The organism is Methyloversatilis sp. S146-33, assembly GCF_059552495.1.
Genome location: NZ_JCANOT010000021.1, coordinates 1 through 26,519, shown reverse-complemented (window position 1 = coordinate 26,519; position 26,519 = coordinate 1). Strand labels below are relative to the sequence as shown.

General features: G+C 66.0%; 24 protein-coding genes. 16 read left to right on the top strand and 8 right to left on the bottom strand.

Going from position 1 to position 26,519, the window contains the following annotated elements; translation table 11 throughout:
* Position 1 precedes the first annotated feature (1 nt).
* The 6 genes from AC51BJ_RS06365 (at position 2) to rplS (ending at position 5,046) form a co-directional block, all read left to right on the top strand.
* A complete protein-coding gene (locus tag AC51BJ_RS06365) occupies positions 2-1,057 on the top strand; it encodes an ABC transporter substrate-binding protein (protein ID WP_496279678.1) in 1,056 nt (351 codons plus the stop codon).
* Positions 1,054-2,979 carry a hybrid sensor histidine kinase/response regulator gene (locus AC51BJ_RS06360; RefSeq protein ID WP_496279677.1) on the top strand — a complete coding sequence of 642 codons (1,926 nt, stop codon included), beginning with the start codon at positions 1,054-1,056 and terminating at the stop codon, positions 2,977-2,979. The genes AC51BJ_RS06365 and AC51BJ_RS06360 overlap by 4 nt, the downstream gene beginning before the upstream one ends.
* Positions 2,980-3,053: 74 nt before the next feature.
* Positions 3,054-3,296, top strand: coding sequence for a 30S ribosomal protein S16 (gene rpsP / locus AC51BJ_RS06355; RefSeq protein WP_019919404.1), 243 nt, complete (start codon positions 3,054-3,056; stop codon positions 3,294-3,296).
* A 20-nt stretch (positions 3,297-3,316) separates the two neighbouring features.
* The gene (gene rimM / locus AC51BJ_RS06350) at positions 3,317-3,841 is read left to right on the top strand and encodes a ribosome maturation factor RimM (RefSeq protein WP_496279676.1); all 525 of its coding nucleotides are present in this window, start codon (positions 3,317-3,319) and stop codon (positions 3,839-3,841) included.
* Positions 3,823-4,554, top strand: coding sequence for a tRNA (guanosine(37)-N1)-methyltransferase TrmD (gene trmD, locus AC51BJ_RS06345; RefSeq protein WP_496279675.1), 732 nt, complete (start codon positions 3,823-3,825; stop codon positions 4,552-4,554). Before rimM ends, trmD begins: the two co-directional genes overlap by 19 nt.
* 111 nt (positions 4,555-4,665) lie before the next feature.
* Positions 4,666-5,046: a 50S ribosomal protein L19 gene (gene rplS / locus AC51BJ_RS06340; RefSeq protein WP_019919401.1), complete on the top strand. Its 381-nt coding sequence runs from the start codon at positions 4,666-4,668 to the stop codon at positions 5,044-5,046.
* Between the two features lie 44 nt (positions 5,047-5,090).
* On the opposite strand, the gene folE2 is transcribed toward rplS, so the two are convergent.
* The 4 genes from folE2 to xseB all read right to left on the bottom strand — a co-directional run bounded on the left by folE2 (position 5,091) and on the right by xseB (position 9,063).
* A complete protein-coding gene (gene folE2 / locus AC51BJ_RS06335) occupies positions 5,091-5,906 on the bottom strand; it encodes a GTP cyclohydrolase FolE2 (protein ID WP_496279674.1) in 816 nt (271 codons plus the stop codon).
* Positions 5,907-6,037: 131 nt separating this feature from the next.
* Complete coding sequence (dxs, locus tag AC51BJ_RS06330; RefSeq protein WP_430433035.1) at positions 6,038-7,924, bottom strand: 1-deoxy-D-xylulose-5-phosphate synthase; 1,887 nt, start codon at positions 7,922-7,924, stop codon at positions 6,038-6,040.
* 1 nt (position 7,925) lies between these two features.
* A complete protein-coding gene (locus tag AC51BJ_RS06325; RefSeq protein ID WP_496279673.1) occupies positions 7,926-8,822 on the bottom strand; it encodes a polyprenyl synthetase family protein in 897 nt (298 codons plus the stop codon).
* On the bottom strand, positions 8,815-9,063 hold the full coding sequence (gene xseB, locus AC51BJ_RS06320; protein WP_019919397.1) for an exodeoxyribonuclease VII small subunit: 249 nt from the start codon (positions 9,061-9,063) through the stop codon (positions 8,815-8,817). Before xseB ends, AC51BJ_RS06325 begins: the two co-directional genes overlap by 8 nt.
* A gap of 190 nt (positions 9,064-9,253) precedes the next feature.
* Here xseB and AC51BJ_RS06315 point away from each other — a divergent pair, with 190 nt between their 5' ends.
* From AC51BJ_RS06315 to AC51BJ_RS06295, 5 genes are all read left to right on the top strand, one after another.
* Entirely contained in the window at positions 9,254-10,357 is a 1,104-nt protein-coding gene (locus AC51BJ_RS06315) for an aromatic ring-hydroxylating oxygenase subunit alpha (RefSeq protein WP_496279672.1), read from the top strand.
* Between the two features lie 67 nt (positions 10,358-10,424).
* Positions 10,425-11,273 carry a DMT family transporter gene (locus AC51BJ_RS06310; RefSeq protein WP_430433038.1) on the top strand — a complete coding sequence of 283 codons (849 nt, stop codon included), beginning with the start codon at positions 10,425-10,427 and terminating at the stop codon, positions 11,271-11,273.
* A gap of 56 nt (positions 11,274-11,329) precedes the next feature.
* Positions 11,330-11,680, top strand: coding sequence for a SpoIIAA family protein (locus tag AC51BJ_RS06305; RefSeq protein WP_020163630.1), 351 nt, complete (start codon positions 11,330-11,332; stop codon positions 11,678-11,680).
* Between the two features lie 3 nt (positions 11,681-11,683).
* On the top strand, positions 11,684-12,520 hold the full coding sequence (locus tag AC51BJ_RS06300) for a sulfurtransferase (RefSeq protein WP_496279671.1): 837 nt from the start codon (positions 11,684-11,686) through the stop codon (positions 12,518-12,520).
* Positions 12,487-12,786 (top strand): DUF3253 domain-containing protein, encoded by a 300-nt coding sequence (locus tag AC51BJ_RS06295; protein WP_430433041.1) that lies wholly within the window; start codon positions 12,487-12,489, stop codon positions 12,784-12,786. The genes AC51BJ_RS06300 and AC51BJ_RS06295 overlap by 34 nt, the downstream gene beginning before the upstream one ends.
* Here AC51BJ_RS06295 and AC51BJ_RS06290 read toward each other — a convergent pair.
* Entirely contained in the window at positions 12,753-13,679 is a 927-nt protein-coding gene (locus AC51BJ_RS06290; RefSeq protein ID WP_496279670.1) for a LysR family transcriptional regulator, read from the bottom strand. The two genes, AC51BJ_RS06295 and AC51BJ_RS06290, sit on opposite strands and share 34 nt — an antisense overlap.
* Before the next feature lie 109 nt (positions 13,680-13,788).
* Between AC51BJ_RS06290 and AC51BJ_RS06285 the strand changes: the two genes are divergently transcribed.
* Together AC51BJ_RS06285 and AC51BJ_RS06280 are read left to right on the top strand one after the other, a co-directional pair.
* Positions 13,789-14,796: a zinc-binding alcohol dehydrogenase family protein gene (locus AC51BJ_RS06285; RefSeq protein WP_496279669.1), complete on the top strand. Its 1,008-nt coding sequence runs from the start codon at positions 13,789-13,791 to the stop codon at positions 14,794-14,796.
* A gap of 65 nt (positions 14,797-14,861) precedes the next feature.
* Positions 14,862-15,950, top strand: coding sequence for an alkene reductase (locus AC51BJ_RS06280; protein ID WP_496279668.1), 1,089 nt, complete (start codon positions 14,862-14,864; stop codon positions 15,948-15,950).
* A gap of 12 nt (positions 15,951-15,962) precedes the next feature.
* Here the strand turns inward: AC51BJ_RS06280 and AC51BJ_RS06275 are convergent, their stop codons facing one another.
* From AC51BJ_RS06275 to norR, 3 genes are all read right to left on the bottom strand, one after another.
* On the bottom strand, positions 15,963-16,322 hold the full coding sequence (locus AC51BJ_RS06275) for a YbaN family protein (RefSeq protein WP_496279667.1): 360 nt from the start codon (positions 16,320-16,322) through the stop codon (positions 15,963-15,965).
* A 168-nt stretch (positions 16,323-16,490) separates the two neighbouring features.
* Positions 16,491-19,877, bottom strand: coding sequence for a transglutaminase family protein (locus AC51BJ_RS06270; RefSeq protein WP_496279666.1), 3,387 nt, complete (start codon positions 19,875-19,877; stop codon positions 16,491-16,493).
* Positions 19,878-20,044: 167 nt separating this feature from the next.
* Positions 20,045-21,571, bottom strand: a complete 1,527-nt coding sequence (gene norR / locus AC51BJ_RS06265; protein ID WP_496279811.1) for a nitric oxide reductase transcriptional regulator NorR — start codon at positions 21,569-21,571, stop codon at positions 20,045-20,047.
* 154 nt (positions 21,572-21,725) lie between these two features.
* Here norR and ytfE point away from each other — a divergent pair, with 154 nt between their 5' ends.
* The 3 genes from ytfE to AC51BJ_RS06250 all read left to right on the top strand — a co-directional run.
* Complete coding sequence (ytfE, locus tag AC51BJ_RS06260; protein ID WP_496279665.1) at positions 21,726-22,418, top strand: iron-sulfur cluster repair protein YtfE; 693 nt, start codon at positions 21,726-21,728, stop codon at positions 22,416-22,418.
* On the top strand, positions 22,411-24,696 hold the full coding sequence (locus AC51BJ_RS06255) for a nitric-oxide reductase large subunit (RefSeq protein ID WP_496279664.1): 2,286 nt from the start codon (positions 22,411-22,413) through the stop codon (positions 24,694-24,696). The genes ytfE and AC51BJ_RS06255 overlap by 8 nt, the downstream gene beginning before the upstream one ends.
* Before the next feature lie 316 nt (positions 24,697-25,012).
* Positions 25,013-26,519 (top strand): calcium-binding protein (locus AC51BJ_RS06250; RefSeq protein WP_496279663.1); only part of this gene is annotated, 1,507 nt, incomplete at its 3' end.

Below are 26,519 nucleotides of genomic sequence, written 5' to 3'. Positions count from 1 at the left end.
GGTGCGCATCATCAGCCCTTCGGATGATGATGCGCCGGACGCCCTTGCTGCATACTCGTTGCGTCTTCCCTTCCCATCGGGCTTGCCCCGCGCGCGAGTGCTGGCGTCAATACACTCGTTCTCCGCAATGACACGCGTCGGCCGCATCGGCCTCGCCGTGCGCATGCTCTTGATGCTCTGTTCACTGCTGCTGTGCGGGCTGGCGCAGGCGGCGTCCGTGCTCGTGCTGTTGAGCGAGCCGGGCGGCGCCTATGGCGAATTTGCCGAGGCGCTGAAGAACGAGCGCAGCGCCCGCGGCGGTTTCTCCTTGGCAGTGGCGACGCGGAACGATTTCAATGCAGCCTCCCTGACCGCGCACGACGCCGTGATCGCGGTCGGTGCCGGGGCCTTGCGCACTGTGGTGCAGGCGGACGTGCCCACGCCCGTGCTCAGCGTGCTGGTGCCGCAGAACGCATTCGAGTCGATGCTGGTCGCGGGCAACACGCGCCGCTGGTCGGCCATACACATCGATCAGCCCTTCATCCGCCAGGTCGACCTGATACGTATCGCGCTGCCCGAGGCCCGACGGATCGGCGTGCTCTACGATGCCGCCGACCCGGAGCGCCTGCAGCCCTTGAAGAATGCCGTTGCCGGCACTTCGATGCAGATATCGAGCGGCAGCTTCACCGGCGAGTCGTCGCTGTTCGCAGCGCTGTCGCAGGTGCTCGACAACGCCGACGTCTTCCTGGCGCTGCCCGATCCGCAGGTGCATAACGCGGGAACCATACGCAATCTTCTGCTCACTTCGTTTCGTGCGCGGGTGCCGGTGGTCGGCTTCTCGGCGGCGTACGCGCGTGCCGGTGCCGTCATGTCCCTGTATTCGACACCGGAGCAGATCGCCCGCCAGACGGCGGACGCGATCGCCTTCTGGATGCGCGAGCGCACCTGGCCGGCGCCGCGCCATCCTCGACATTTCACCGTGTCGGTCAACGCGCACGTCGCGCGCTCGCTCGGGCTGCGCATCGAGGATGGCGACGCGCTGCGCGACAAACTGGTCCGCCAGGAGCGACTGCCATGAAACGCTGGGGCATTCGGCAACGCGTGCTGCTGGTCGCGCTGGCGCCGGTCGTCGTGTTCGGCATCGCGGCCGGCATCTGGATGGTGCTGCACCGGCTGGCCGAACTTGAGAACGGCCTGGTCGAGCGCGGGCGCGCGACTGCGCGGCAAGTGGCGGCCACTGCCGACTACGGGGTGTTTTCCGGCAATACTGAGTCGCTGGTGTCGCTGATCGAAGCGGCGCGTCGCGAGCGCGACGTAAGCGGCATCATGGTCTCGAGTCGTGATGGCGACCTCGTGGTATCCGGCGGCGAACTCAGTCCGGAAGCCTACGTGCCGGGCAGGCGCCCGGCGGGGCTTGCGCTGATCGAGCTCGAACATTCGTTGATGTTCGTCGAGCCGATACTGCGCAGTGCGGTACTCGATGATCCGGACGTATTCGACGGTCTGAGCGAGATGCCGGCCGATCGGCAGCCGGTGGGCTGGGTGCTGGTCGAGGTGTCGCGCCAGCGGGTCGATGCGATGAAGGGTGATTTCATCGTCACTACGGCCATCGTCGTCGCAGCTGCGCTGCTGGCGGCGAGTGCGTTCGCGATGCGCATCAGCCAGACGGTGACCGGGCCGGTGCGCGAAGTGTCGCGCGCGGTGCGCCGCATCGGCGAGGGTGACCTCACCGCGCGCGTGTCGGTATTTGGCGGCGGTTCGCTGCGCGTGCTGGCCGAGGGCGTGAACGGCATGGCCGAGCGCTTGCTGCGCGCACGCGACGAACTCGAGGCGAGGATTGCGGATGCCACCCGCCAGCTGCGCAGTCGCACCGACGAAGCGGAGCGCGCCAATCATGCGAAGTCGCGTTTCCTTGCTGCCGCCAGCCATGACCTGCGGCAGCCCATGCACGCGCTGGGACTGTTCGTGGCCGAACTGGCCGAGCGCCTGCGTGGATCGGAGCACCGTACGCTGATCCGACAGATCGAGGAATCGGTCGGCGCCATGGAAGATCTGCTCGACGCACTGCTGGACATGTCCAAGCTTGACGCCGGCGGCGTGACGGTGCGCCGGTCGGAATTCCCGCTGCAGCCCATGCTTGCCCGCATCGTCGAGGACTTCGCCGCCGACGCGCTGCAGCGTGGCCTGCGACTGAAGCTCCGGGCGACCGATCTGTGGGTCGAGTCGGACCCCTTGTTGCTCGAACGCATCATGATCAACCTGCTGTCGAATGCGGTGCGCTACACGCAGCGCGGCGGCGTACTGGTGGTCGTACGACGGCGCGGCGCCAGTGCGGTGATCGAGGTGCGCGACTCAGGGCCGGGTATTCCGCCCGAGGCGCACGACATGATTTTCGAGGAGTTCTATCAGTTGCAGAACCCGGCGCGGGCGCGCGGGCAGGGCCTCGGCCTGGGTCTCGCCATCGTGCGCCGGCTGACCGGCCTGCTCGGGCACGACGTGGCGATCCGCTCGCGAGCGGGGCGCGGCTCGGTGTTCTCGATTGAAGTGCCGGTTGTTGCGGCGCCGGTGGGGCGTCATCAGACAGGCGAACCGGAACCGTTGCAGGTACCCCTGTCAGTATTCGTCGTGGTGATCGATGACGACCCGGGGTCGCGCACCAGCATTGCCGGCCTGCTTGCATCCTGGGGGTGCGAGGTACTCTGCTCGGCCAACCTTTCGGAAGCGCGCGACATGATGAGACAGCGCGACAAGGTGCCGTCGCTCATCCTGTGCGACTTCCGCCTGGCTGCCGTGGCCAGCGGTATCGACGTGCTCGACGCGCTGCTGGCCGAACAGAGCGGGGACATCGCGGCCGCGCTGGTGACCGGCGACACCGACCCGCAGGTTCGTCGCATGGCCGCTGCACGCGGCTACCCGGTGCTGCACAAGCCGGTGCGGCCGGCCCGTCTGCGTGCGCTGGTTCAGCAGGTCGTGCTCAGGCAGCAGAACCCGGTCGGCTGAGTAGCGGGCAGTCCTTGCGGTAACTCCGGTACTTCGCTAACATCGCGGGTTTTCCTCGTTTCGAAGGAATCGTAATGGTCGTTATTCGCCTCGCGCGTGGGGGTGCCAAGAAGCGCCCGTTCTTCAACATCATCGCCACCGACTCGCGCAATCGTCGCGATGGTCGTTTCATCGAGCGCGTCGGTTACTACAACCCGGTCGCTCCTGAAGGCACCACCAGCCTGTCGGTCAATGCCGAACGTCTGGCCTACTGGCAGAGCGTCGGCGCCCAGCTGAGCCCGACGGTTGCCCGTCTGGTCAAGCAGCAGGCAGCCTGATCAAGCACGTTTCCGAAGCAATGGTCGTACTGGGGCGCATTGCCGCTCCGTTCGGCGTGCAGGGCTGGTTGCATCTGCAGGCCTTTGGCGACGATCCGCAGTCCTGGAAGGTGATCGAGCGTTGGCTGGTCAGCGCCGATGCGGATGCTGCGCCGGAACGCTGGCGCGAGCTCAAGCTCGATGGCTTCAAGCTTCAGGCCAAGGGACCCGTCGTTCGCTTCGAGGGCTGTGACGACCGGACCGCGGCGGAAAAGCTGGTCGGCCTGTATGTTGCCGCTCAGCGCCACGATCTGCCGGATACGGAAGATGACGAGTACTACTGGGGCGATCTGATCGGCCTCGAAGTCGTCAATCAGTCAGGCGAACGGCTCGGTCGTGTGGACCGGCTGCTGGAAACCGGTGCGAACGATGTGCTGGTCGTCGTCGATGACGCAGCCGGGGCAGACAATGCGGTAGAGCGCCTGATCCCCTTCGTTTCGGCGGTGGTGAAGGACGTGGACCGCGAAGCAGCGGTCGTGCGTGTCGAATGGGACGCGCAGTGGTAAGTGGTGTGCAAGCGGGGAGGCCAGTCACCTTCGAGGTGATTTCGCTGTTCCCGGAAATGTTTTCAGCCATCGAACGCAGCGGCATCACGCGGCGGGCGATGGAAAGATCGTTGTGGCAGGTCCGGCATACCAATCCGCGCGATTTCGCGACGGACGCGCACCGCACCGTTGACGACCGACCTTACGGCGGTGGTCCGGGCATGGTGATGCTGGCTGAACCGTTGGCTCAGGCGATCGCAAGTTGCAAGGCGCGTCATCCGGGATCGGTCAAGGTCGTGCATTTCTCGCCGGCCGGTGAGCGTCTGACGCACCGGCGGGTGATGGATCTGGCAGCCGAGCCGGCCTTGATACTGCTCTGCGGTCGGTACGAGGGCATGGATCAGCGGCTGATCGACCGCGATGTCGATCTGGAGCTGTCCTTGGGCGACTTCGTGCTGTCCGGTGGCGAACTGCCGGCGATGGCGCTGATGGACGCGATCATCCGTCAGCTGCCGGGCGCGCTGAACGATGCAGCGTCCGCGGTCGAGGATTCCTTCGTCGGCGGGCTGCTCGATTGCCCGCACTACACCCGTCCTGAGGTCTGGGACGGCAGGCCGGTGCCCGAGGTGTTGCTGTCCGGCGACCACGCGCGGATACGTCGCTGGCGCGCCGAGCAGGCGCTGGAACTGACGCGCAGGCGTCGTCCGGATCTGCTGGCGCAGGAAGAGAAGTAGTTTTTTGCAGTACCGCGGACGGCAGTCGTCATGCCGTTCCCCCAACAAAACGCGCGCATCACGGCAAACGTGCTCTGCGGCAAGGCAATGCCATAGACCAGGAGTCAAGACATGAATCTGATCCAGCAACTCGAGCAGGAAGAAATCGCCCGTCTGGGCAAGAACATCCCCGACTTCGCGCCGGGCGACACCGTCATCGTCAACGTGAACGTGGTCGAAGGCGACCGCAAGCGTGTCCAGGCCTACGAAGGCGTCGTGATCGCCAAGCGTAACCGTGGCCTGAACTCGAACTTCATCGTCCGCAAGATTTCCAGCGGCGAAGGTGTCGAGCGTACCTTCCAGACCTATTCGCCGCTGATCGCGTCGATCGAAGTGAAGCGCCGTGGCGACGTGCGTCGCGCCAAGCTGTACTACCTGCGTGAGCGTTCGGGCAAGTCGGCGCGCATCAAGGAAAAGCTGGCCAAGCGCAGCGCGCCGAAGAGCGCAGCCTGAGATCCGGCTGGCAGCAATAAAAAAGGGACCGCGAGGTCCCTTTTTTATTGCACGCGCGTCTGGCGCTTGTCGGCACTCACTTGTGCCCAGGCGGAGTGATTGTGGATGGACTCGAAGTTCTCCACCTCCAGCGTATAGGCACGCACCCTTTCCTCGGTGTTCAGCCGGGCGGCGATGTCGCGCACCATGTCCTCGACGAATTTCGGATTTTCGTAGGCGCGCTCGGTCACGTACTTCTCGTCCGGGCGCTTGAGCAGGCCATACAGATCACAGGAGGCCTCCTGCTCGACAATGTCGATCAGGTCCTCGACCATCAGATTGCCTTCGATGACGGCCTCTATCGTCACGTGTGAGCGCTGATTGTGCGCGCCGTACTGCGAAATTCTCTTCGAGCAGGGGCACAGGCTGGTAACCGGCACCAGCACGCGCAGGGTGAAGGTATAGCCACTGTCAGAGCCGACACGCGCGGTGAAGCCGACCTCGTAGTCGAGCACGCTCTGTACGCCCGACACCGGCGCCGATTTCCGTCGGAAATAGGGGAAGCGCAGCGATATTTCGCCGCTGTCGGCTTCCAGGCGATCGAGCATGGCGCGGACCAGAGCCTCGAAAACCGGAGGTGCGAGCGGCGTCTCCAGACCGTTCAGCAGTTCCACGAAGCGCGACATGTGCGTGCCTTTCAGATGGGCAGGCAGGCTGACAAAGAGGCCGCATTCGGCCACGGTGCCCTGTACCCAGCCATCGCGGCCACGCACGCTGATCGGGTGACGGATGCCGCGGATGCCGACTTTCTCGATCGGCAGTTCGCGCGGGTCCAGTGTGTTCTGGACGTCGGGAATAGTGTGCGGATCGCGAGCATTCATGCTGACCCCCTGGTTTCTCTACATGATCATTTGTTGCATGTAGATTAACATCGGGTTCTGATCCACTCAAGCTGCGACGCATGAAAAAAGCCCGGCAGTGCCGGGCTTTCATTTTCGCCGAGGCCGGGAGTTCAGCGCGAGAGTGCCTGCAGTGCGGCGGCCACCTGGGCGCGCACGCCGGCCGCGTCGAGCCCGACTTCCGCGTAAAGCAGTGCCGGATCCCCGTGATCGACGAAGCGATCGGGCAAGCCGATGCGCAGCACCCGACAGGACAGGCCCGCGTTGTGAATCACCCGCTCGACCTCCGCGCCAGCGCCACCGATCAGCGCGTTTTCCTCCAGCGTGACGATGAGCCGGTGCTTCTGCGCAAGCTGGATCACCAGGGCTTCGTCCAGTGGCTTGGCGAAGCGCATATTGGCCACGCTGGCGTCGAACTCGTCGGCAACCGCAAGTGCCGGCGTCAGCATGGCGCCGAAGGCGAGCAGAGCGGCATCACCCTGACCCGCACGCCGAAGTTCGCCGCGACCGATCGGCAACGCGGTCATCGTGTCCTGCGGTACCACGCCGGGGCCGCTGCCGCGCGGGTAACGCACTGCAGTGGGCCCCTTGTGCATGTACGCGGTGTAGAGCATCTGCCGGCATTCGTTCTCGTCGCTCGGCGTCATCACGACGAGATTGGGCAGACAGAGCAGATAGGACAGATCGAAGGCCCCATGGTGGGTGGCGCCGTCGGCACCGACCAGACCGGCGCGGTCCAGCGCCATCATGACCGGCAGGTTCTGCAGGCAGATGTCGTGGATGAGCTGGTCGTAGGCGCGCTGCAGGAAGGTCGAGTAGATCGCTACCACCGGCTTGATACCTTCGCAGGCAAGTCCGGCGGCAAAGGTGAGCGCGTGCTGCTCCGCGATGCCCACGTCGAAGTAGCGCTGCGGGTACTCCGCAGCATAGCGCACCATGCCCGAGCCTTCGCGCATCGCCGGCGTGATCGCCATCAGCTTGTCGCAGCGGGCAGCCATGTCGCACAGCCAGTCGCCGAACACCTGAGTGTAGGTTGGCTTGCCGCCACTCTTGCCGGTCTGGATGCCGGCATGGTGATCGAACTTGCCGACGCCGTGATAGAGGATGGGGTCGGCCTCGGCCAGCTTGTAGCCGTATCCCTTCTTCGTGATCACGTGCAGGAACTTCGGGCCCGGCAGTTCGCGCAGGTTCTCCAGCGTCGGGATCAGCGCGTCGAGGTCGTGGCCGTCGATCGGGCCGTAGTAATGGAATCCGAATTCCTCGAACAGCGTGCCCGGCGTGATCATGCCCTTCACGTGTTCTTCCGCGCGCTTGGCGAACTCGCGCAGCGACGGCGCGATCTCGAGCACCTTGGCGCCGGCACGGCGGGCGGCGTTGTAGGTGTGGCCGGACAGCAGGCGGGTGAGGTACTTGTTCAGCGCGCCGACCGGCGGCGAGATTGACATGTCGTTGTCGTTGAGGATGACCAGCAGGTCGGCGTCCTCGACGCCTGCGTTGTTCAGCGCCTCGAACGCCATGCCGGCAGTCATCGCGCCGTCACCGATCACTGCGATGCTGTGCCGCTTCTGCCCCAGGGCGCGGGCCGCGATGGCCATGCCCAGGGCGGCCGAGATCGAGGTGGACGAATGCGCCGTGCCGAAGGTGTCGTAAGGGCTTTCGCAGCGGCGCGGAAAGCCGCTTACGCCCTTGTACTGGCGCAGCGTCGCCATGCCTTCACGGCGACCCGTGAGTATCTTGTGCGCGTAGGTCTGATGACCGACGTCCCAGACGATGCGGTCGTCGGGGGTGTTGTAGACGTGGTGCAGTGCCACAGTCAGTTCCACCGTGCCGAGATTGGACGACAGGTGACCACCGGTGCGCGACACCGATTCGACCAGAAAGGCGCGCAATTCCGTGGCGAGCTGGGAAAGCCGACGGCTGTCGAGTTTGCGGACGTCGGCCGGCGAGTCGATCGTTTCCAGCAGCGGGTAGGCGCTCATCGTGTGCAGGGATCTGTCCATATCAGTGTTTCCTCGTCAGCACGAAATCCGCCAGTTCGCGCAGGCGACGCGCTTCGTCCCCGAAGGACGAAAGGCTGTCGATCGCTTCGGCGTGCAGTTCGCGAGCGCGCTCACGCGCGCGCGCAAGTCCCAGCGTGCTGACGTAGGTCGGCTTGTTCGCGGCGGCGTCCTTGCCCGCGGTCTTGCCGAGTGCCTCGGTACTGGCCTCGCAGTCGAGCACGTCGTCGACCACCTGGAAAAGAAGGCCGACAGTACCTGCATAGTGGTCCAGTCGCGCCTGTGCGTCTACGTCCAGTTGTCCGCAGGCGGCTCCGAGGCGGACCGCGCAGCGGATCAGGGCGCCGGTCTTGTGGATGTGCATGAACTCGAGTTCGGCCACGCCAAGCGCGATACCGACCGACGCCAGGTCGATCGCCTGCCCGCCGGCCATGCCGCGCGACCCCGACGCGATGGCGAGCTGGCTGACCATTCTGACGCGGGTGTCGGCGGCGACATCGCAATGTTCGGACAACAGCAGGAAAGCGAGGGACTGCAGGCTGTCGCCCACCAGCAGCGCGGTGGCGTCGTCGTACTGCACGTGCACGGTAGGCTTGCCGCGGCGCAGCACGTCGTCGTCCATGCAGGGCATGTCGTCGTGTACCAGTGAATAGGCGTGTATCAGTTCGACCGCACAGGCGGCGGCATCGAGTGCCGCGCTCGAGGCGCCCGACAGCGCGCCAGCGGCGTGACAGAGCAGCGGACGCACGCGCTTGCCGCCGCCAAGCACCGCGTAGCGCATTGCATCGTGCAGTCGTGACGGCGCTACCGCCGCGGTGGGCAGGAAGCGGTCGAGTGCGGTTTCGGTGCGCGTCTGGACGGCAGTGACCCAGTCGGCGAAAGAGGGTGCGGCGTCAGTCATGATCGCCATCGCCAACCGGCAGGTCGCGCAGCAGACCGTCCTCCAGCATCTGCACTTTCTGTTCGGCCGCGCTGAGCGCGGTCTGACAATGGCGCACCAGTTCGACGCCGCGCTGATAGCGTTCGAGCGCACCGTCCAGCGGCAGCTTGCCGTCCTCCATCGCACGCACGATGGCTTCGAGTTCTTCGATCGCCTGCTCGAAGCTGGCGGGTGCGGAAGCCGCTTCTGCTTTTCTGGTCATGCTGATTGGGGCGTCGGGCAAACTCTGAAAAATAGCTGATCCACATCAGCCGGTCAAACGCGCAAGTGGTTATACTGCCCGGCTTTGTCACGCGTTTGCGTGCATCGTCCGTGGTCGCATGAATCCCTGCGCCGCGGGGTCCGCGATGGCAGGCACGCGGTTTTCCAACTTTGACTTCGGGGGTTGGGGAATGTCCGATATACAGTCCATTACCCGTCTTGAACCGGCGCAATCGCAGTTTCCGGTTTCCTGGTACTTCGATCAGCCGTTGTTCGAACTCGAGAAGCGTGTGCTTTTCGACAACGGACCGGGCTATGTGGGCCATGAGTTGATGGTGCCGAACGTCGGCGACTATCACACCCTCGGCTGGGCCGACGATGCGCTGATGCTGGTGCGCAACGAGGCCGGCATCGAACTGCTGTCCAATGTGTGCCGCCATCGTCAGGCCTTGATGATGAAGGGGCGCGGCAACACGCCGAACATCGTCTGCCCGGTGCACCGCTGGACTTACGACACGCGTGGCGAACTGCTGGGCGCGCCGCACTTCCCGAACACGCCCTGCCTGAACCTGAAGCGCCAGCCGCTGCAGAACTGGAAGGGACTGCTGTTCTCCGGCAAGCGCGACATCGCCGCCGATCTTGCCGGCATGGAGGTCGCTCCCGCGCTCGACTTCTCGGGCTACATGCTCGATCACGTCGAGATGCACCAGTGCAACTACAACTGGAAAACCTTCATCGAGGTCTATCTCGAGGACTACCACGTCGAGCCCTTCCACCCGGGGCTGGGCAAGTTCGTCACCTGCGAGGACCTGAGCTGGCAGTTCGCGCGCGACTATTCGGTGCAGCGCGTCGGCGTGAACAACCGTCTGGCGCGTCCCGGCACGCCGGCCTACGAGCGCTGGCACCGCGCGGTGCTGGACTTCTACCGGGGCGAAGTGCCGCCGCACGGTGCGATCTGGCTGACCTACTACCCGAACATCATGGTCGAGTGGTATCCGCACGTGCTCGTCGTGAGCACCCTGTATCCGCAGTCGGTCGATCGCACGATGAATGTGGTCGAGTTCTACTACCCGGAAGAGATCGTGCTGTTCGAGCGCGAATTCATCGAAGCCGAGCGCGCGGCCTATATGGAAACGGCGCGCGAGGACGACGAGATCGGCGAGCGCATGGACGCTGGCCGGCGCGCGCTGATGAAGCAGGGTCGTTCCGAGGTCGGCCCCTACCAGTCGCCGATGGAAGACGGCATGCAGCACTTCCACGAGTGGTACCGGCGCGAAATGGTGGACTATCTTTGAGCGCAGCACGGTACAGCGGGCGTGACGGGGCACTTCGGTGCCCCGTTTTCTTGCCGGAGCAGGCGTCGTGAAGTCCTTGTGGATGGTGGCGGCCAGTCTGCTGTTCGCGTCCATGGGCGTTTGCGTGAAGCTGGCCAGCGAGGCGTTGCCCGCCTCCGAGATCGCTTTCTACCGTGCCTTCATTTCCTTGCTGCTGATCGCAGCCGTCATGCGCATGCGCGGCGCGTCGTTCGCTACGCCGCACGCGGCGATGCATCTGAAGCGCGGCGTGTCCGGCGCGATTTCGCTCATCCTGTATTTCCAGGCCATTGCACTGTTGCCGTTGCCGACGGCGGTGACGCTGAATTACACGTCGCCACTGTTCATGGCGGCCTGGCTGGGCTTCACCGTCAGTGGAGAGTTGTCGAAGCCGGTCGCGCTGGCGCTGGTGACCGGCTTTGCCGGCGTCGTTCTGGTCCTGCAGCCGACGCTGGACAGCGAGCAGTGGGTCGGCGGCCTGTGCGGCCTCGCTTCGGGGATGATCGCGACCATGGCCTATCTGAGCGTGCGCGACCTCGGTCAGCTGGGTGAGCCGGAATGGCGCACCGTGCTCTACTTCTCGCTCTGCTCCTCGGTGTTCGGCGCCGTGTGGGCGCTGATCGACGGCGGCTTTCACCTGCCGGATCAGCGCACCTGTGCGTTGCTGCTGGGCGTTGGCGTGTTCGGCGCCGCAGCCCAGCTGTGCATGACCACGGCGTACAAGGGCGGGCGCACGCTGGTGTCGGCCAGTCTGGCCTACACCACAGTGGCCTTCTCCACGCTTTACGGCGTGCTGCTGTGGAACGATGTGCCGTCGGCCGCGGTCTGGCTGGGCATGGTGCTGATTGTCGCAAGCGGTGTGCTGGCGATGCTCAATCCGCCGCCGGCGAAGCTATAGTCGAAGTGCGGGGCGCGCCCCGCCTCTGTGTCGGCAGACCCCTGGAGGGAAGAAAAATGATCACGAGCGAATACAGCGGCAACCTGGTGACGGTGACGGCCTTCGGCGAATTCACGCTGGCCGACTATCGGGAGTTCGAGGACCTGGTCAATTACCGGATCAAGTTCGAAGGCGTCGTGAACCTGCTGATCGACCTGCGGCAGATGACCGACTTCACGCTCGACATGGCGCTTGAGGAACTGCGGTTCGCACGCGCGCACAGCCACGATTTCGGACGGGTCGCAGTGATCGCCGGCACGCCGTGGGTGGCGTGGACGGCCTGGCTGTCGCAGGTATTCGTCGACGCCGACGTGACCGTGTTCGACGATGAAGCGGCTGCGCGCGACTGGCTGGCGGAGACCGTCTGAACGATGAGTGTGCTCATTTCCGCGGCCGAACTGGCCGCCGCCGCGGCGGGCGATGCCCGCCTGGTCATCGTCGATTGCCGTCACGATCTTGCGCAGCCGGCATCCGGCGAGGCGGCGTGGCGCGAAGCGCATATCCCCGGCGCGCTGTTCATGCATCTGGATCGCGACCTGTCGGCGCCGAAGACCGGCCGCAACGGTCGCCATCCGCTGCCGTCGCCACAGGATTTCGTCGCGCTGCTCGGCGCTCGCGGCATTTCGCCGGCGCATCGCGTGGTGGCCTATGACGACGCCGGCGGCATGTTCGCTGCCCGCCTGTGGTGGATGCTGCGCTGGGTCGGTCACCGCGATGCCGCGGTGCTCGATGGTGGCCTGAGCGCGTGGAAGGCGTTCGGCGGCGCGCTCGACACGACGGTGCGCGATCTGCCGCGCACCGACTATCCGCTTGGCGCGGTCGAGGCGACGCTGGACGCCGACGCCGTTCTCGCCAGTCTGCGCAGCGGCGGACGCCTGCTGGTCGACGCCCGCGCGCCCGACCGCTTCCGCGGCGAAAACGAGACGCTGGACCCGGTCGGCGGCCATATTCCCGGTGCGGTGAACCGCTTCTTCAAGCTCAATATCGGTGACGATGGCCGCTTCAAGCCGGCCGACGTGTTGCGCGCAGAGTGGCGGGAACTGATCGGCGGCCGCGATCCGGCTTCGCTGGTCATGCAGTGCGGCAGCGGCGTTACCGCCTGCCACAACCTGCTGGCGCTCGAAGTGGCCGGCCTGTCCGGGGCGCAGCTCTATCCCGGTTCGTGGAGCGAGTGGTGCAGCGATCCGGCGCGGCCGATGACGCGCTGAGCGACGACCGCGTCGCGGAGGTGTTGCTCGCACGGGTCGCCCGGCGCGCGCACGGGCGCTCGATCTGTCCGTCCGAAGTCGCGCGCGTGCTGTCGCCGGACGACTGGCGCCCGCTGATGCCCAAGATCCGCGAAGTCGCCCGCCGCCTGGCGCGCGAAGGTCGCGTCGTCGTCACCCAGGGCGGCGATGTGCGAGATCCGGATGCCGACTGGCGCGGGCCGATACGCATCGCTCAGCCGCCGGGTAGCGCGTCCGGTTCGATCTGAGCGAACCGTTCGCCAAGGAAGTCGAGCAGGCGTCTGACCCGCAGCGGCATGTGCCTGCCCGCTGGCAGCATTGCGTGCAGCGGGAAATCCTCGCCGCGCCAGTCGGTCAGCAGTTCGACCAGGCGCCCGGCGTGCAGGTCGTCCACCACGTCCAGCCGTGCCTTGGTGGCGATGCCCAGACCCTGCAGCACCCACTGGCGCACCAGCGCGCCGTCGTAGGCGAGCCGATTGCCCTGCACGCGCACGGTCGTGTCGACGCCGCCACGCTCGAAGCGCCAGGCCAGATGCGGGCGTCCGCTGCGATAGAGCGCGATGCAGTTGTGCCGCGTCAGATCGGACGGCTGCTGCGGCGCGCCGTGGCGTGCGACGTACTCGGACGAGGCCACCACCACGCGTCGGGTCACGTGCAGCCGGCGAGCGACCAGCGACGAATCCGGCAACTCGCCGTAGCGCACCGCCAGATCGACCCGCTCGCGCACCAGGTCCTGCAGCGTGTCGGACACGTAGAGCGCCAGCCGCACGCCGGGATGCTGTTCGATGAAGTGATCCAGCATGGCCGACAGCGCGCCGCGACCGAGGTCGGACGGTGCCGCGAGGTGGATGTCGCCTGACAGCGTTTCGCGGCCGGCACCCAGCAGGGCGCGTGCGTCGTCGATGTCGCCCAGTGCGCGCCGGGCGTGGTCGCGCAGCAGTTCGCCCTCGGCGGTCAGCCGCATCGAACGGGTGGAGCGCTCGACCAGCCGCGCGCCAAAAGCCGATTCGAGCCGCTTCAGTGCAGCGCTGGCGGCGGCCGGTGTCAGCTGCAACTGCCGTGCGGCGGCGCTGAGCGAGCCGGCGTCGGCGATGCGCACGAAAAGTTCGAGCTGGGAAAGCGTCAGATCACGCGGATTCATGGCGGCTCAATTTTCAAGAATCATTTGAATATGTATTGACTGCGGGCTGGATTATCAATCGATCTGCGAGTCTGTAGCATGCCTCGATGAACTGGACAGGAGTTGCAGCATGAAAGCCGTTGCATTCAGAGAAAATCTGCCGGTCGAGCGCGAGGACAGCTTGGTGGACGTCGAACTCGCCCGGCCCGAGGCCCGCGGCCACGATCTGCTCGTGCGCATCGAGGCGGTGGCGGTTAATCCGGTCGATACCAAGGTACGTCGCTTCCATGCGCCGCCGGCCGACGGCAGCTGGCGCGTGCCGGGCTGGGACGCGGCGGGCGTGGTCGAGGCGGTGGGCGAGCAGGTCACGCGCTTCCGCCCGGGGGATCGCGTCTGGTACGCCGGTGACCTGACTCGCCAGGGCAGCAACGCCGAGTTTCAGGCGGTGGATGAACGCCTGGTCGGCCGCATGCCGTCCTCACTCGGTTTTGCCGAAGCGGCAGCATTGCCGCTGACCGCCATCACCGCGTGGGAGTTGCTGTTTGACCGACTGCAGCTGCGCGACGCGGAAGGGCGTCTGCTCATCGTCGGCGCCGCCGGTGGTGTCGGTTCGATCGTGATCCAGCTGGCCCGGGCGCTGACCCGCACCACAGTGATCGCCACCGCGTCGCGCAGCGAAACCGCCGACTGGGTGACCCAACTCGGCGCGCATCACGTGATCGATCACCGCCGTCCGCTGGCCGAGGCGCTGCGCGACGCCGGCATCGCGTCGGTCACCCATGCGGCCAGCCTGACGCATACCGACCACCACTACACCCAGATCGTCGAGGCGCTGGCGCCGCAGGGGCGGCTTGGCCTGATCGACGATCCGGCGCATCCGCTCGACGTACTCGCGCTGAAACGCAAGAGCCTGTCGCTGCACTGGGAACTGATGTTCACGCGTTCGCTCTACCAGACCGACGACATGGTCGAGCAGGGCCGCCTGCTCGACGAAGTGGCCGACATGGTCGACGCCGGCCGCCTGCGCAGCACGCTGGGCGAGCATTTCGGTGTCATCAATGCAGCCAATCTGCGCCGCGCGCACGCACTGCTCGAAAGCGGCCGCGCGCGCGGAAAGATCGTGCTGCAGGGTTTCTGAAACTGTTTTCTTCCGGGGCGCTGCCCAGGTCGCGACCCCAACCCTATCCATACATGGAGAACCGAATGACCACGCTGTTCGAACCGACCCGACTGGGCGATATCGCCCTCGCCAACCGCATCGTCATGGCGCCGCTGACGCGCAACCGCGCCCAGGCCGGCAATGTGCCGGGGCCGCTCACCGTCGAGTACTACCGCCAGCGTGCGAGCGCCGGTCTCATCATCGCCGAGGCGACGCAGATTTCACCGATGGCCCAAGGCTATCTGGACACCCCGGGCATCCATTCGGCCGAGCAGGTCGCCGGCTGGCGCAAGGTGACAGACGCGGTGCACGCCGCCGGCGGTCGTATCGTGCTGCAGCTGTGGCACGTCGGACGCATTTCGCATACCTCGCTGCTGCCAGGCGGCGCGGCGCCGGTGTCGTCGACCGCGCGTCGGCCCAATGCGCAGACCTACACGAAGGAGGGCTTCGTGCCGGTGTCCGAACCTCGGGCGCTGCGCGACGACGAACTGCCGGGCATCGTCGACGACTACCGTCGCGCCGCGCGCAATGCGATCGACGCCGGTTTCGATGGCGTCGAGGTGCATGCGGCCAACAACTACCTGCTGGACCAGTTCATGCGCGACAGCGTGAATGACCGCAGCGGCCCGTATGGAGGTTCCATCGACAACCGCATCCGCCTGGTCGTCGAGGTGATGCAGGCGGTGGCGGCGGAAATCGGGGCTGCGCGCACCGGCATCCGTCTGTCGCCGATCACCACCTTCAGCGACACGGCGCGTGACAGCAATCCGCAGGCACTTTATGGCCGCCTGGTCGAAGTGCTGGCGCCGCTGGGGCTCGCTTTCGTGCACATGATCGAGGGTGAGACCGGCGGCCCGCGCGAACCGGCGGATCTGGCGCAGCCCTTCGACTACAACGCGTTGAAGAAGGCTTTCGGCGGTGGCTGGATCGTGAACAACGGCTTTGATCGCGCGAGCGCCGAGGCGAAGGTGGCCGCTGGCGAGGCCGACGCGATCGCCTTCGGCAAGCCCTTCATCTCGAATCCGGATCTGGTGCGCCGTCTGCGCGACAACGCGCCGCTGAATCCGCTGCGCGCCGAGCTGATGTACGGCGGCGGCGCCGAAGGCTACACCGACTATCCGGCGCTCGCCTGACGCCGTTTCAGCTTAATCGTCGCTGGCGGGTTCGGGCCGCGTCCATAGCCAGCCGGCGACGACGATCAGGATGAGCCACACGCTGCCGCGTACCCAGGGGGGCACCGGACTGAACCACAGCGTGGTGGCGCTGAACAGCATCATCACGCTGGCCAGCCATTTGGCGCGACGCGGTACCGCGCCGTGCGTGCGCCAGTGGATGATGTGTGGTCCGTACTTCGGATGGGCGAGCAGCTTCGCCTCCAGCGCCGGCCAGCCGCGGCCGGCGGCCCAGGCGGCAAGCAGCAGGAAGGGCACGGTCGGCAGTACGGGCAGGAAGGCGCCGATGACGCCCATCAGTACCGACACTGCGGCGAGCAGCCGCCACAGCATCTGACGGGTCCAGTGGATCAAGACGGGCAGGGCGTGATGCGAAAGCCGCATTGTGCCGCAGGCCGGCGCGCGGCGCAGGCTACGAGGACAATCGGGTGGGAAGCCAGCCGGCGATGCGGCGGCGCATCCTTCGATGCGCCGCCCGTCGGTCCGTACGCGTTTGCGTGCTCAGCGCCGCAGATCGAGCGTGAACGGGAAGTTCGGGTTGCGCTCCTCCGGCGGTGCCGACACCTGGCCCGGCGTGTGGCCCATGGCGAAGAAGCGCGCCAGCCGGCGGCCTTCCGCTTCGTAGGAATTGACCGGGAAGGTTTCGAAATTGCGGCCGCCCGGGTGGGCGACGTGGTACTGGCAGCCGCCCATCGAACGCTTCATCCAGTCGTCCACAAGGTCGAACACCAGTGGGCTGTGCGGCGGAATGGTCGGGTGCAGGCAGGTCGCCGGCTGCCATGCGCGGTAGCGCACGCCGGCGACGAATTCGCCGACGCGTCCGGTCGGTTGCAGCGGAATGCGCCGGCCATTGACCGCCAGCACGTGGCGGTCGTCCACCAGCCCCTGCACCTTCACCTGCAGTCGTTCGACAGAGGAGTCGACATAGCGCACGGTGCCGCCGGGTGCGCCTTCCTCGCCCATCACGTGCCACGGTTCCAGCGCGCTGCGCAGTTCGACCTGAACGTTGCGTGCGGCGAAGGCGCCCATCTTCGGGAAACGGAACTCGAAGTGCGGCGCGAACCAGTCCAGTTCCATCGTGTAGCCGAAGCTGCGCAGCTCGTCGATCACGTCGCGCAGATCGTCCCAGACGAAGTGCGGCAGCATGTAGCGGTCGTGCAGTTCGGTGCCCCAGCGCTTCAGGCGCGCCGGCTGGTAGGGCTGTTGCCAGAAGCGGGCGATCAGCGCGCGCAGCAGCAGTTGCTGGGTCAGGCTCATGCGCGCGTGCGGCGGCATTTCGAAAGCGCGCATTTCGAGCAGGCCGAGGCGGCCGGTCGGGCCGTCGGGTGAGAACAGCTTGTCGATGCAGAACTCGGTGCGGTGCGTGTTGCCGGTGGAGTCGACCAGCAGATTGCGCAGGATGCGGTCGATCAACCATGGCGGCGTGTAGCCCATGTCGCGCGTGCGGCGCTCGATTTCGGCGAAGGCGATCTCGATCTCGTACACCGCGTCGTTGCGCGCTTCGTCGATGCGCGGCGCCTGGCTGGTCGGGCCGATGAACAGGCCGGAGAACAGGTAGGACAGCGACGGGTGGTTGTGCCAGTAGCTGATCAGGCTGCGCAGCAGGTCGGGCCGGCGCAGGAAGGGCGAGTCGGACACCGTCGCGCCGCCGAGCACGAAGTGGTTGCCGCCGCCGGTGCCGCTGTGGCGGCCGTCGATCATGAACTTCTCTGTGCCGAGCCGGGTTTCGTGCGCCGCCTCGTACAGGAAGGTGGTGCCAGCCACCATGTCGTCCCATGAGTGGTAGGGCTGGATGTTCACCTCCAGCACACCGGGGTCGGGCGTGATGCGCAGCACTTCGAGGCGGGCGTCGCGCGGCGGCTCGTAACCTTCGAGCACGACCGGGTGGCCGCAGTCGGCAGCGGTCGCCTCGATCGCGGTCACCAACTCGAGGTAGTCCTCCAGCGCTGTCAGCGGCGGCATGAACAGGTACATGACGCCGTGGCGCACCTGTGCGCACAGTGCGGTGCGGGTGATCCAGGCGGCGGATTCGAAGGCGTCGGGGCGGCGGTCGGTCGCGGGCGCCACCGGGCTGCCGCTGTCCGGCAGGGCATAGCCCAGCCGTTGCGCGCGGTCGCCGGTCAGGCCGGCCAGCGGCGTCTGCATGCGCCAGGCGATGTCGCGCCATTGCGGCAGTGCGGTCTGCGGTGCCATCGGGTCGGCGGCATGCACCCAGGGGTAGTCGGTGGTGGCGACCCACGGTTGCGAGTCCAGCGGCAGCCGATAGCCGAGCGGTGAATCGCCCGGCACCAGATAGCAGCGCTCGGTGCGCAGGAACCACGGACCGCTCTGCCAGGCATCGCCGGCCGGCGTACGTGCCAGCGGCAGCACGTGGCCGACCACGCTGTCCAGACCCTGATCGAACACACGGCGCATGCGTTCGCGTTCGAGCGGATCGTCCAGCCTGGCGTCGAAGGGATCGACGTTCACTGGCAGCTTGCGTTCGCGCCACAGGTAGTACCAGACATCCTCGTAGGCAGGGAAGGCGTGCTTGCCGTCGATGCCGAGGCGGGCCGCCAGTACGTTGAGGAAGCGCGCCGCGTCGCCTTCGGTCAGCGCGTAATCGACGGATTCGTCCGCGAACAGGCCGGAATCCGTCCAGATCGGTTCGCCGTCGCGGCGCCAGAAACAGCTGAGTGACCAGCGCGGCAGCTGTTCGCCCGGATACCACTTGCCCTGGCCGTAGTGCAGCAGACCGCCCGGCGCGTAGCGCGCCTTCAGTTTGGCCAGCAGTTCGGCGCCGAGCAGGCGTTTTGTCGGCTTTTCCGGCGGCGAGTCGGCGGTGGTGTTCCATTCGGCGCCGTCGCGGTCATCTACTGACACGAAGGTGGGTTCGCCGCCCATGGTCAGTCGCACGTCGTGCAGCTTCAGATCGGCGTCGATGCGGTGGCCCAGCGTTTCGATGCGCGACCACTGCGCGTCGCTGTAGGGCCGGGTCACGCGCGGTGCTTCCCACACGCGTTCGACCTTCATGTGGTGTTCGAACTCCGACTCGCACTTCTCGCTGAAGCCGCTGACCGGCGCGGCTGACGACGGTTCGGGCGAACAGGCGAGTGGAATGTGGCCCTCGCCGGCGAACAGGCCGGAAGTCGGGTCCAGTCCGATCCACCCCGCGCCCGGCAGATACACCTCGCACCAGGCGTGCAGGTCGGTGAAGTCGGCTTCGGGGCCGCTCGGGCCGTCCAGCGATTTCACGTCCGGCGTCAGCTGTATCAGGTAGCCGGACACGAAGCGCGCCGCCAGGCCGATGTGGCGCAGCACCTGCACCAGCGCCCAGGCCGAGTCGCGGCAGGAACCACTGGCCTTCTGCAGCGTTTCCTCCGGTGTCTGTACGCCAGGTTCCATGCGGATCAGGTAGCGGATGTCGTTCTGCATCTGCTGGTTCAGCGCGACCAGGAAGTCCACGCTGGCACGCCCGCCGTTGCACAGCGCGCGCGCGTTGTCGACCCAGCGCGAGAACTTGGGCGCGTTGTCGCGGCCGAGCGGCAGTTTCACCAGATAGGGCGTCAGTTCGTGCGTCTGCTCTTCGCTGTAGCCGAATGGAATCTTTTCCGCTTCCGGTTCGAGGAAGAAATCGAAGGGGTTGATGACCGACATTTCGGCCACCAGGTCGATCTCGATGCGCAGTTCGCGCGTGCGCTCCGGGAACACGATGCGGGCGAGATAGTTCGACTGCGGGTCCTGCTGCCAGTTGATGAAGTGCTCGCCCGGCGTCGCCTTCAGCGAGTAGGACAGGATGGGTGTGCGCGTGTGCGGCGCCGGACGCAGTCTGACCACCTGCGGGCTGAGCATGACCGGACGGTCGTAGCGGTAGTGGGTGACGTGGTTCAGCGCGACGTGGATGGACACGGAGGACTCCGGTTGCATGCTGGAAAGGGGGTGATGGCTTCAAGCAATTAATGTGCGCAAGCCAAGTGCATGATTTTCAGTCGGTTTTGTTTCAGAGTCCTTCCGTGCTTGGGGCGGCCGGCGTGTGCGCGCACCGGCGCTGTGCATCAGTGCAAAGTCTGTCATCGCTATTTGAGGCCGAGCCGGCGAGCGAGCTTGTGCAGATTGCTCGGGTCGACCTCCAGACGACGCGCGGCGTCGGCCCAGTTGCCGCTGCAGGCGTCGAGCGCCGTCCGCACCAGCCGCCGTTGCGTCGCGTCAACGGCGTCGCGCAGTGGCATCAGGGTGACAGGTATCGCTTCGTCGGTGGGCCGCGGGGGCACGACGCCGGGCAGCGCCGGGCCGTCGAGGTCGAGCAGTTCGGCCGGCAGCGACACGATGTCGGTGCGCGCAGCGCCACGGCTCACCACCTTCAGCGCCGCGCGGCTGATCACGTGTTCCAGCTCGCGCACATTGCCCGGCCACGGATAGCGACAGAGCGCGTCTTCCGCCTCGGGCGACAGACGCAGGCTGCGTAGCCCGAGGCGGGCGCGGTTCAGTTCGAGGAAGCGGCCGGCCAGCAGCAGCACGTCGCTGCCGCGCTCGCGCAGCGGGGGTATCGGCACCGGATAGACCGACAGCCGGTGATAGAGGTCGGCGCGGAAGGCACCGTCACGCACGCTTTCGCGCAATGTGCGGTTGGTCGCCGCAATCACGCGCACGTCGACGCGTCGCGGCTGATCGGCGCCCAGGCGCTGGATTTCGCCGTTCTGCAGCGCCCGCAGCAGCTTGGCCTGAACGGTCAGCGGCAGTTCGCCGACCTCGTCGAGGAATAGCGTGCCGCCGTCCGCCGCCTCGAAGCGTCCCGGGCGGTCCGTGGTGGCGCCGGAGAAGGCGCCTCTCACGTGGCCGAACAGTTCGCTCTCGGCCAGCGATTCGGGCAGCGCCGCGCAGTTAACGTGGACCAGCGGCTGCGCGGCACGGCGCGAATGGCGGTGCAGGTGGCGCGCGAACAGCTCCTTGCCGACGCCGGTTTCGCCGAGCAGCAGCACCGGCAGTTCGGACTCGGCGACGACCTTCAGTTCGTGCAGCAGACGCTGGATCACGTCGCTGTGGCCGATGATCTCTGCCTCTTCCGCGGTGGCGCGCGCGTCTGCCGGTTCGCCGCCACGCGACAGGCGCAGCGCGTGCAGGTCCTGTTCCAGTCGGGTCACGCGTACCGCCGCCTCGACCAGCAAGGTGAAGCGACGCAGATCGTCGCGCGCCGCCTCGGTAAAGGTGCCGGTCTGCAGCGCGTCCAGCGTCAGCGCGCCCCAGGTCTGTCCCTCGACGTGCAGGCTGGTGCCCATGCAGTCGTGTACCGGCAGTGGCTCGCCGACGCGGGTGTCGAGCAGGCCGTCATAGGGGTCGGGCAGCGTGCTGTCGTGATCGAAACTGGTGATGTCACGGCGCGACAGGATGGTGGCCAGTCGCGGGTGCTGACCGACGACGAAGCGCCGGCCCAGTGTTTCGCGCACCAGTCCGTCGACCGCCAGCGGACGCAGGCTGTCTTCCTCCAGTTTCAACAGCGCCACCGCGCCACAGCCGAAGTGGGCGCGCAGGCTGGATACCAGGCGCTGCAGGCGCACCGCGGGCGGCAGTTCCGACACGAGGTCGGCGAGCAGCAGGGATTCCATCATGGTTATAATGACCCATTAAGGGTTTTTAATACCTATCTTGGCGAGGGTTGAAAATACCTCAGTTTTTGTATCTTGTTGATTTTATTTGATCGACGCATGTGGCCCGGACCTTGCGAATTGAGGATGTCTTCTTTCACACGAGGCTCTCGCCATGAACCTGATCGAACAATCCCTCGGCGCGCTGGCGCGCAGCATTCCCGGTGCCACCCAGGTATTCCACGAACACAAGCTCGATTTCTGCTGCGGCGGCAAGCACAGCTTGCAGGAAGCGGCAGCCGAGCGCGGCATCGACGTGCAACCCATCGTCGATCGCCTGCGCACCCTTTCGTCGCTGGCCACGCGCGTGGAACGCGACTGGCGCACGGTGTCGGCGGCGACGCTGATCGAGCACATCCTCGTCCGCTTCCATGACCGCCATCGCGAACAGTTGCCGGAGCTGACCCGCCTCGCGCGCCGCGTCGAACAGGTGCATGGCGATCGCCCCGACTGCCCGAACGGCCTCGCCGATCATCTGGCAACGATGCAGCAGGAACTGGAAAGCCATATGCAGAAGGAAGAACAGGTGCTGTTTCCAATGCTCGCCCGCGGACACGCGGCGGCGCTGCAGGGGCCGGTCACGGTGATGCGCAACGAGCACGACCAGCACGGCGAAGCGCTGCAGCGGCTGGAAGCGCTGACCGATGACATCACGCTGCCGCGCGGCGCCTGCAATACCTGGCGCGCGCTCTACGTCGGCCTGGCTGCGCTGCGCGAAGACCTGATGGAACACATCCACCTGGAGAACAACATCCTGTTCGAGGGGCTGAATCCGGCACCGGCCGAGGCGGAGACCGCTCATGGGTAACTATCGCAAGCTGTGGTTCATGCTGATCGGCGTGCTCATCGTCACCTTCTCGCTGCTCGGGTACTACGGCGTCGAGGTGTATCGCAGCGCGCCGCCGATACCGCAGCAGATCGTCAGCGACGACGGCCGCGTGCTGTACACGCACGATGGCATTCTCGACGGCCAGACCGCCTGGCAGTCGGTCGGCGGCATGCAGCTCGGCTCGATCTGGGGGCATGGCGCCTACCAGGCGCCGGACTGGACCGCGGACTGGCTGCACCGCGAACTGCTGGCCTGGCTGGATCTGGCCGCGCAGGACGCGCACGGCAAACCGTATGCCGAACTCGACGCCGACACGCAGGCACTGCTCGCCGCGCGTCTGAAGCGCGAGTACCGGCGCAACACCTACGACGCCGCAAGCGGCATCGCCACCGTATCGACGCTGCGTGCGAAGGCGATCGAGCGCACCGCCGTCTACTACGCCGAGCTGTTCGGCGATGCGCCGGCGCTGCAGGGCTCGCGCGAAAGCTACGCGATGAAGGAGAACACGCTGCCCGATCCGCAGCGGCGCGCGCAGCTTGCCGGCTTCTTCTTCTGGACCGCCTGGGTGGCGGCGACCGAGCGGCCCGGCACCAGCGCCACCTACACCAACAACTGGCCGCACGAACCGCTGATCGGCAATGCGCCGACCGCGGAGAACGTGGTGTGGTCCATCGTCAGCGTGGTGGTGGTGATGGCCGGCGTCGGCTTCCTGATCTGGGGCTGGTCCTTCCTGCGCAAACAGGACGAGAGCGACCCGGCCGCGCCGGCGCAGGACCCGCTGTCGCGCGTCGCACTGACGCCGTCGCAACGCGCGCTCGGCAAATACCTCTTCCTGGTGGTGGCGCTGTTCGTGTTCCAGGTGATGCTGGGCGGATTCACCGCGCACTACACCGTCGAGGGCCAGACCTTCTACGGAATGGACGTGTCGCAGTGGTTCCCGTATTCGCTGGTGCGTACCTGGCACATCCAGAGCGCGCTGTTCTGGATCGCCACCGGTTTCCTCGCCGCCGGGTTGTTCCTGGCGCCGCTGATCCACGGCGGGCGCGATCCGAAGTACCAGAAACTCGGCGTGGACGTGCTGTTCTGGGCGCTGGTCGTGGTGGTCGTCGGCTCCTTCGTCGGCAACTACCTGGCGATCGCGCAGATCATGCCGCCGGAGCTGAACTTCTGGCTCGGCCACCAGGGCTACGAGTACGTCGACCTCGGCCGCGTATGGCAGATCGGCAAGTTCGTCGGCGTCGCGCTGTGGCTGGTGCTGATGCTGCGCGGCATGGTGCCAGCGCTGCGCACGCCTGGCGGCGACAAGAATCTGCTCGCGCTGCTGACCGCGTCGGTGGTGGCGATCGGCCTGTTCTACGGTGCCGGCTTCGCCTACGGCGAGCGCACTCATCTGTCGGTGATGGAGTACTGGCGCTGGTGGGTCGTGCACCTGTGGGTCGAAGGCTTCTTCGAAGTGTTCGCCACCACCGCACTGGCCTTCATCTTCTCGACGCTCGGCCTCGTTTCCGGCCGCATGGCAACGGCGGCCAGCCTGGCCTCGGCCTCGCTGTTCATGCTGGGCGGCGTGCCCGGCACCTTCCACCATCTGTACTTCGCTGGCACGACCACGCCGGTGATGGCGGTCGGCGCCTCGTTCAGCGCGCTCGAAGTGGTGCCGCTGGTCGTGCTTGGCCACGAGGCGTGGGAGAACTGGCGCCTGAAGGACCGCGCACCGTGGATGGCCAAGTTGAAGTGGCCGCTCATGTGCTTCGTCGCGGTGGCGTTCTGGAACATGCTCGGCGCTGGCGTATTCGGCTTCATGATCAATCCGCCGATCTCGCTCTACTACGTGCAGGGTCTGAACACGACGCCGGTGCATGCGCACGCCGCACTGTTCGGGGTGTACGGCTTCCTTGCGCTGGGCTTCACGCTGCTGGTGCTGCGCTACGTGCGGCCGCAGCTGGAGTTCGGTGAGCGTCTGATGCAGACCGGCTTCTGGGGGCTCAACGTGGGTCTGGTGCTGATGATCGCCACCAGTCTGCTGCCGATCGGCCTGATCCAGTTCCACGCCAGCGTCAGTCAGGGCCTGTGGTACGCACGCAGCGAGGCATTCATGCAGCAGCCGCTGCTCGAAACGCTGCGCTGGGTGCGCACCTTCGGCGACGTGGTGTTCATCGTCGGCGCACTGGCAGTGGCCTGGCAGGTGGTGAGCGGCGTGTTCGGACGTTCCGGCCGCGCCCGGGCTCCGACCGCCGCACTGGCAGGTGCCCGCCGATGAACTGAGCGCAATGACCTCCCTCCTTGTCGTCACGCATCGACAAGGTTGGGGCGCCGCGCTGCAAGGCCGGCGCCCTTTTTTTAGTCCGGCCGGCCCGTACCCGATGGCAGCGGCGATTCTGCGTTGTCGCTGGCGGATATCCGCTCGGTGCCGTTGATCCTCTGTCTTTGCGCGGTATGGGATTTTCGTGTGGCTGCTCGAGCGGAATCAGGCAGGGGCGGAGTGTGAAAAAAACTGTGTCTTCAGGGTGTGGAAATGTTGCGTGGTTATACTCCTTAGCTCCCAATCTGAATATCCGACTGCACAGGACCATCCCGTGGCCAATATCACCGCTCAGGACAACAGCCTCTCCTTCCTCACTGACACGCTAGGTGGATTCGTGGGTCGGGCGGCGACTAAGCTCGATGCGTTCTCGAGCGAGCTTGATGGCATGATCGATACGATATTCATGGCGATCAGCTATGGGTATGTGGAGTCGGTGTCGTCGTCCAGGATCGTCATAAGCACGTATTACCCGACCTACGCGCAGCTGACCATCAATGGCAGCGGAATGACCGGGAATTCGTTCTCTATCAATCGCATCACTTATTCGGAGTACGACGGGTTCTACATCAGGATGAGCGGTAACGTGCGCGGAAACGTGTACGGCGATGTCAGCGGGTCCGTGACAAGTGCGGTGATCGGGAACTCGGAGCAGTCGATCGCGTATGGCGGAAGTATTTCGATGACGACCGGCGCCGCGCGGTACAGCTCGCTGACCTACACGCTGCGCGATGCTTCCGGCGTGGCCACGACGACCGTCAGCTACGGCGGCAGCTTTGTGGAGGATGACTATGGCGTGATCCGCGGCACGGTGACCTCGTTCTCCTATGGCCGCGATGCGGACGGCCCCGGTTCTGGCGCAGCGCAGACCTTGATGTCGATGACCGGACTGTCTCGCTACGTCGAGATGGATATCGATTCGGGACGTCCGTTTGGCTTTCTTCCGGCCGATACGGCCACGTTCTTCGCCGACATGATGAACGGTGCTGACAGCATCAGCGGCGGCACGGGCAACGACACGCTCTACGGTTATGACGGCAATGACCTCATCAACGGCGGGGCGGGCGCTGACGTCATGGATGGGGGTGAGGGCGACGACGTCTATTACGTCGACAACGCCGGCGATGTCGTCGTCGAGGCCGTCGACGAGGGGACCGATCTGGTGCTGGCCTCGGTCAGCCACACGCTGGACGACAACGTCGAGAGCCTCACGCTTATCGGCACGGCAATCGATGGCACTGGTAATCAACTCGTCAACACGCTGACCGGAAACGCACAGGCCAACGTACTCACCGGCCTTGGAGGCAACGACACACTGATCGGTGGTGGCGGTCTCGATACGCTGATTGGCGGTGAAGGTGACGACATCTACTTGATCGATCGCGCCGACGAAATCGTCACCGAGCTTGCGGACGAAGGCAACGATACGGTCCGGATCGGCTATGCGAATGCAGGGCGTGCTGCAGTAACGGTGACGCTTCATGACAACGTCGAGAACCTCGAAGTGCTGGGGGCGGGGCTGTTCAATCTGGTGGGCAATGCCGAGGCGAACACGCTGACGGGGAATGGCTCGGCGAACGTGATCGACGGAGGTGCGGGCGCGGACGCGATGACGGGCGGTCTGGGCAACGACACCTACGTTGTGGATGACGCGGGCGACGTGGTGACCGAGACGGCGGTGAAGGGCTCGGGTGTTGATCTGGTGCGCGCGTCGGTGGGCTACACGCTGACGGCGAACGTGGAGAACCTGACGCTGGAAGGCAGTGCGCTGGAGGGCACGG

What these genes read in the sequence shown, in the direction of transcription:
- AC51BJ_RS06305 (WP_020163630.1), top strand. Translation starts at nt 11,330, where the DNA reads ATGATCACGAGCGAATACAGCGGCAACCTGGTGACGGTGACGGCCTTC.
- AC51BJ_RS06280 (WP_496279668.1), top strand. Translation starts at nt 14,862, where the DNA reads ATGACCACGCTGTTCGAACCGACCCGACTGGGCGATATCGCCCTCGCC.
- dxs (WP_430433035.1), bottom strand. Translation starts at nt 7,924, where the DNA reads ATGGACAGATCCCTGCACACGATGAGCGCCTACCCGCTGCTGGAAACG.
- rplS (WP_019919401.1), top strand. Translation starts at nt 4,666, where the DNA reads ATGAATCTGATCCAGCAACTCGAGCAGGAAGAAATCGCCCGTCTGGGC.
- rpsP (WP_019919404.1), top strand. Translation starts at nt 3,054, where the DNA reads ATGGTCGTTATTCGCCTCGCGCGTGGGGGTGCCAAGAAGCGCCCGTTC.
- AC51BJ_RS06275 (WP_496279667.1), bottom strand. Translation starts at nt 16,322, where the DNA reads ATGCTGTGGCGGCTGCTCGCCGCAGTGTCGGTACTGATGGGCGTCATC.
- AC51BJ_RS06255 (WP_496279664.1), top strand. Translation starts at nt 22,411, where the DNA reads ATGGGTAACTATCGCAAGCTGTGGTTCATGCTGATCGGCGTGCTCATC.
- trmD (WP_496279675.1), top strand. Translation starts at nt 3,823, where the DNA reads ATGGGACGCGCAGTGGTAAGTGGTGTGCAAGCGGGGAGGCCAGTCACC.
- AC51BJ_RS06285 (WP_496279669.1), top strand. Translation starts at nt 13,789, where the DNA reads ATGAAAGCCGTTGCATTCAGAGAAAATCTGCCGGTCGAGCGCGAGGAC.
- xseB (WP_019919397.1), bottom strand. Translation starts at nt 9,063, where the DNA reads ATGACCAGAAAAGCAGAAGCGGCTTCCGCACCCGCCAGCTTCGAGCAG.
- AC51BJ_RS06300 (WP_496279671.1), top strand. Translation starts at nt 11,684, where the DNA reads ATGAGTGTGCTCATTTCCGCGGCCGAACTGGCCGCCGCCGCGGCGGGC.
- ytfE (WP_496279665.1), top strand. Translation starts at nt 21,726, where the DNA reads ATGAACCTGATCGAACAATCCCTCGGCGCGCTGGCGCGCAGCATTCCC.
- rimM (WP_496279676.1), top strand. Translation starts at nt 3,317, where the DNA reads ATGGTCGTACTGGGGCGCATTGCCGCTCCGTTCGGCGTGCAGGGCTGG.
- AC51BJ_RS06315 (WP_496279672.1), top strand. Translation starts at nt 9,254, where the DNA reads ATGTCCGATATACAGTCCATTACCCGTCTTGAACCGGCGCAATCGCAG.
- norR (WP_496279811.1), bottom strand. Translation starts at nt 21,571, where the DNA reads ATGGAATCCCTGCTGCTCGCCGACCTCGTGTCGGAACTGCCGCCCGCG.
- AC51BJ_RS06290 (WP_496279670.1), bottom strand. Translation starts at nt 13,679, where the DNA reads ATGAATCCGCGTGATCTGACGCTTTCCCAGCTCGAACTTTTCGTGCGC.
- folE2 (WP_496279674.1), bottom strand. Translation starts at nt 5,906, where the DNA reads ATGAATGCTCGCGATCCGCACACTATTCCCGACGTCCAGAACACACTG.
- AC51BJ_RS06360 (WP_496279677.1), top strand. Translation starts at nt 1,054, where the DNA reads ATGAAACGCTGGGGCATTCGGCAACGCGTGCTGCTGGTCGCGCTGGCG.
- AC51BJ_RS06325 (WP_496279673.1), bottom strand. Translation starts at nt 8,822, where the DNA reads ATGACTGACGCCGCACCCTCTTTCGCCGACTGGGTCACTGCCGTCCAG.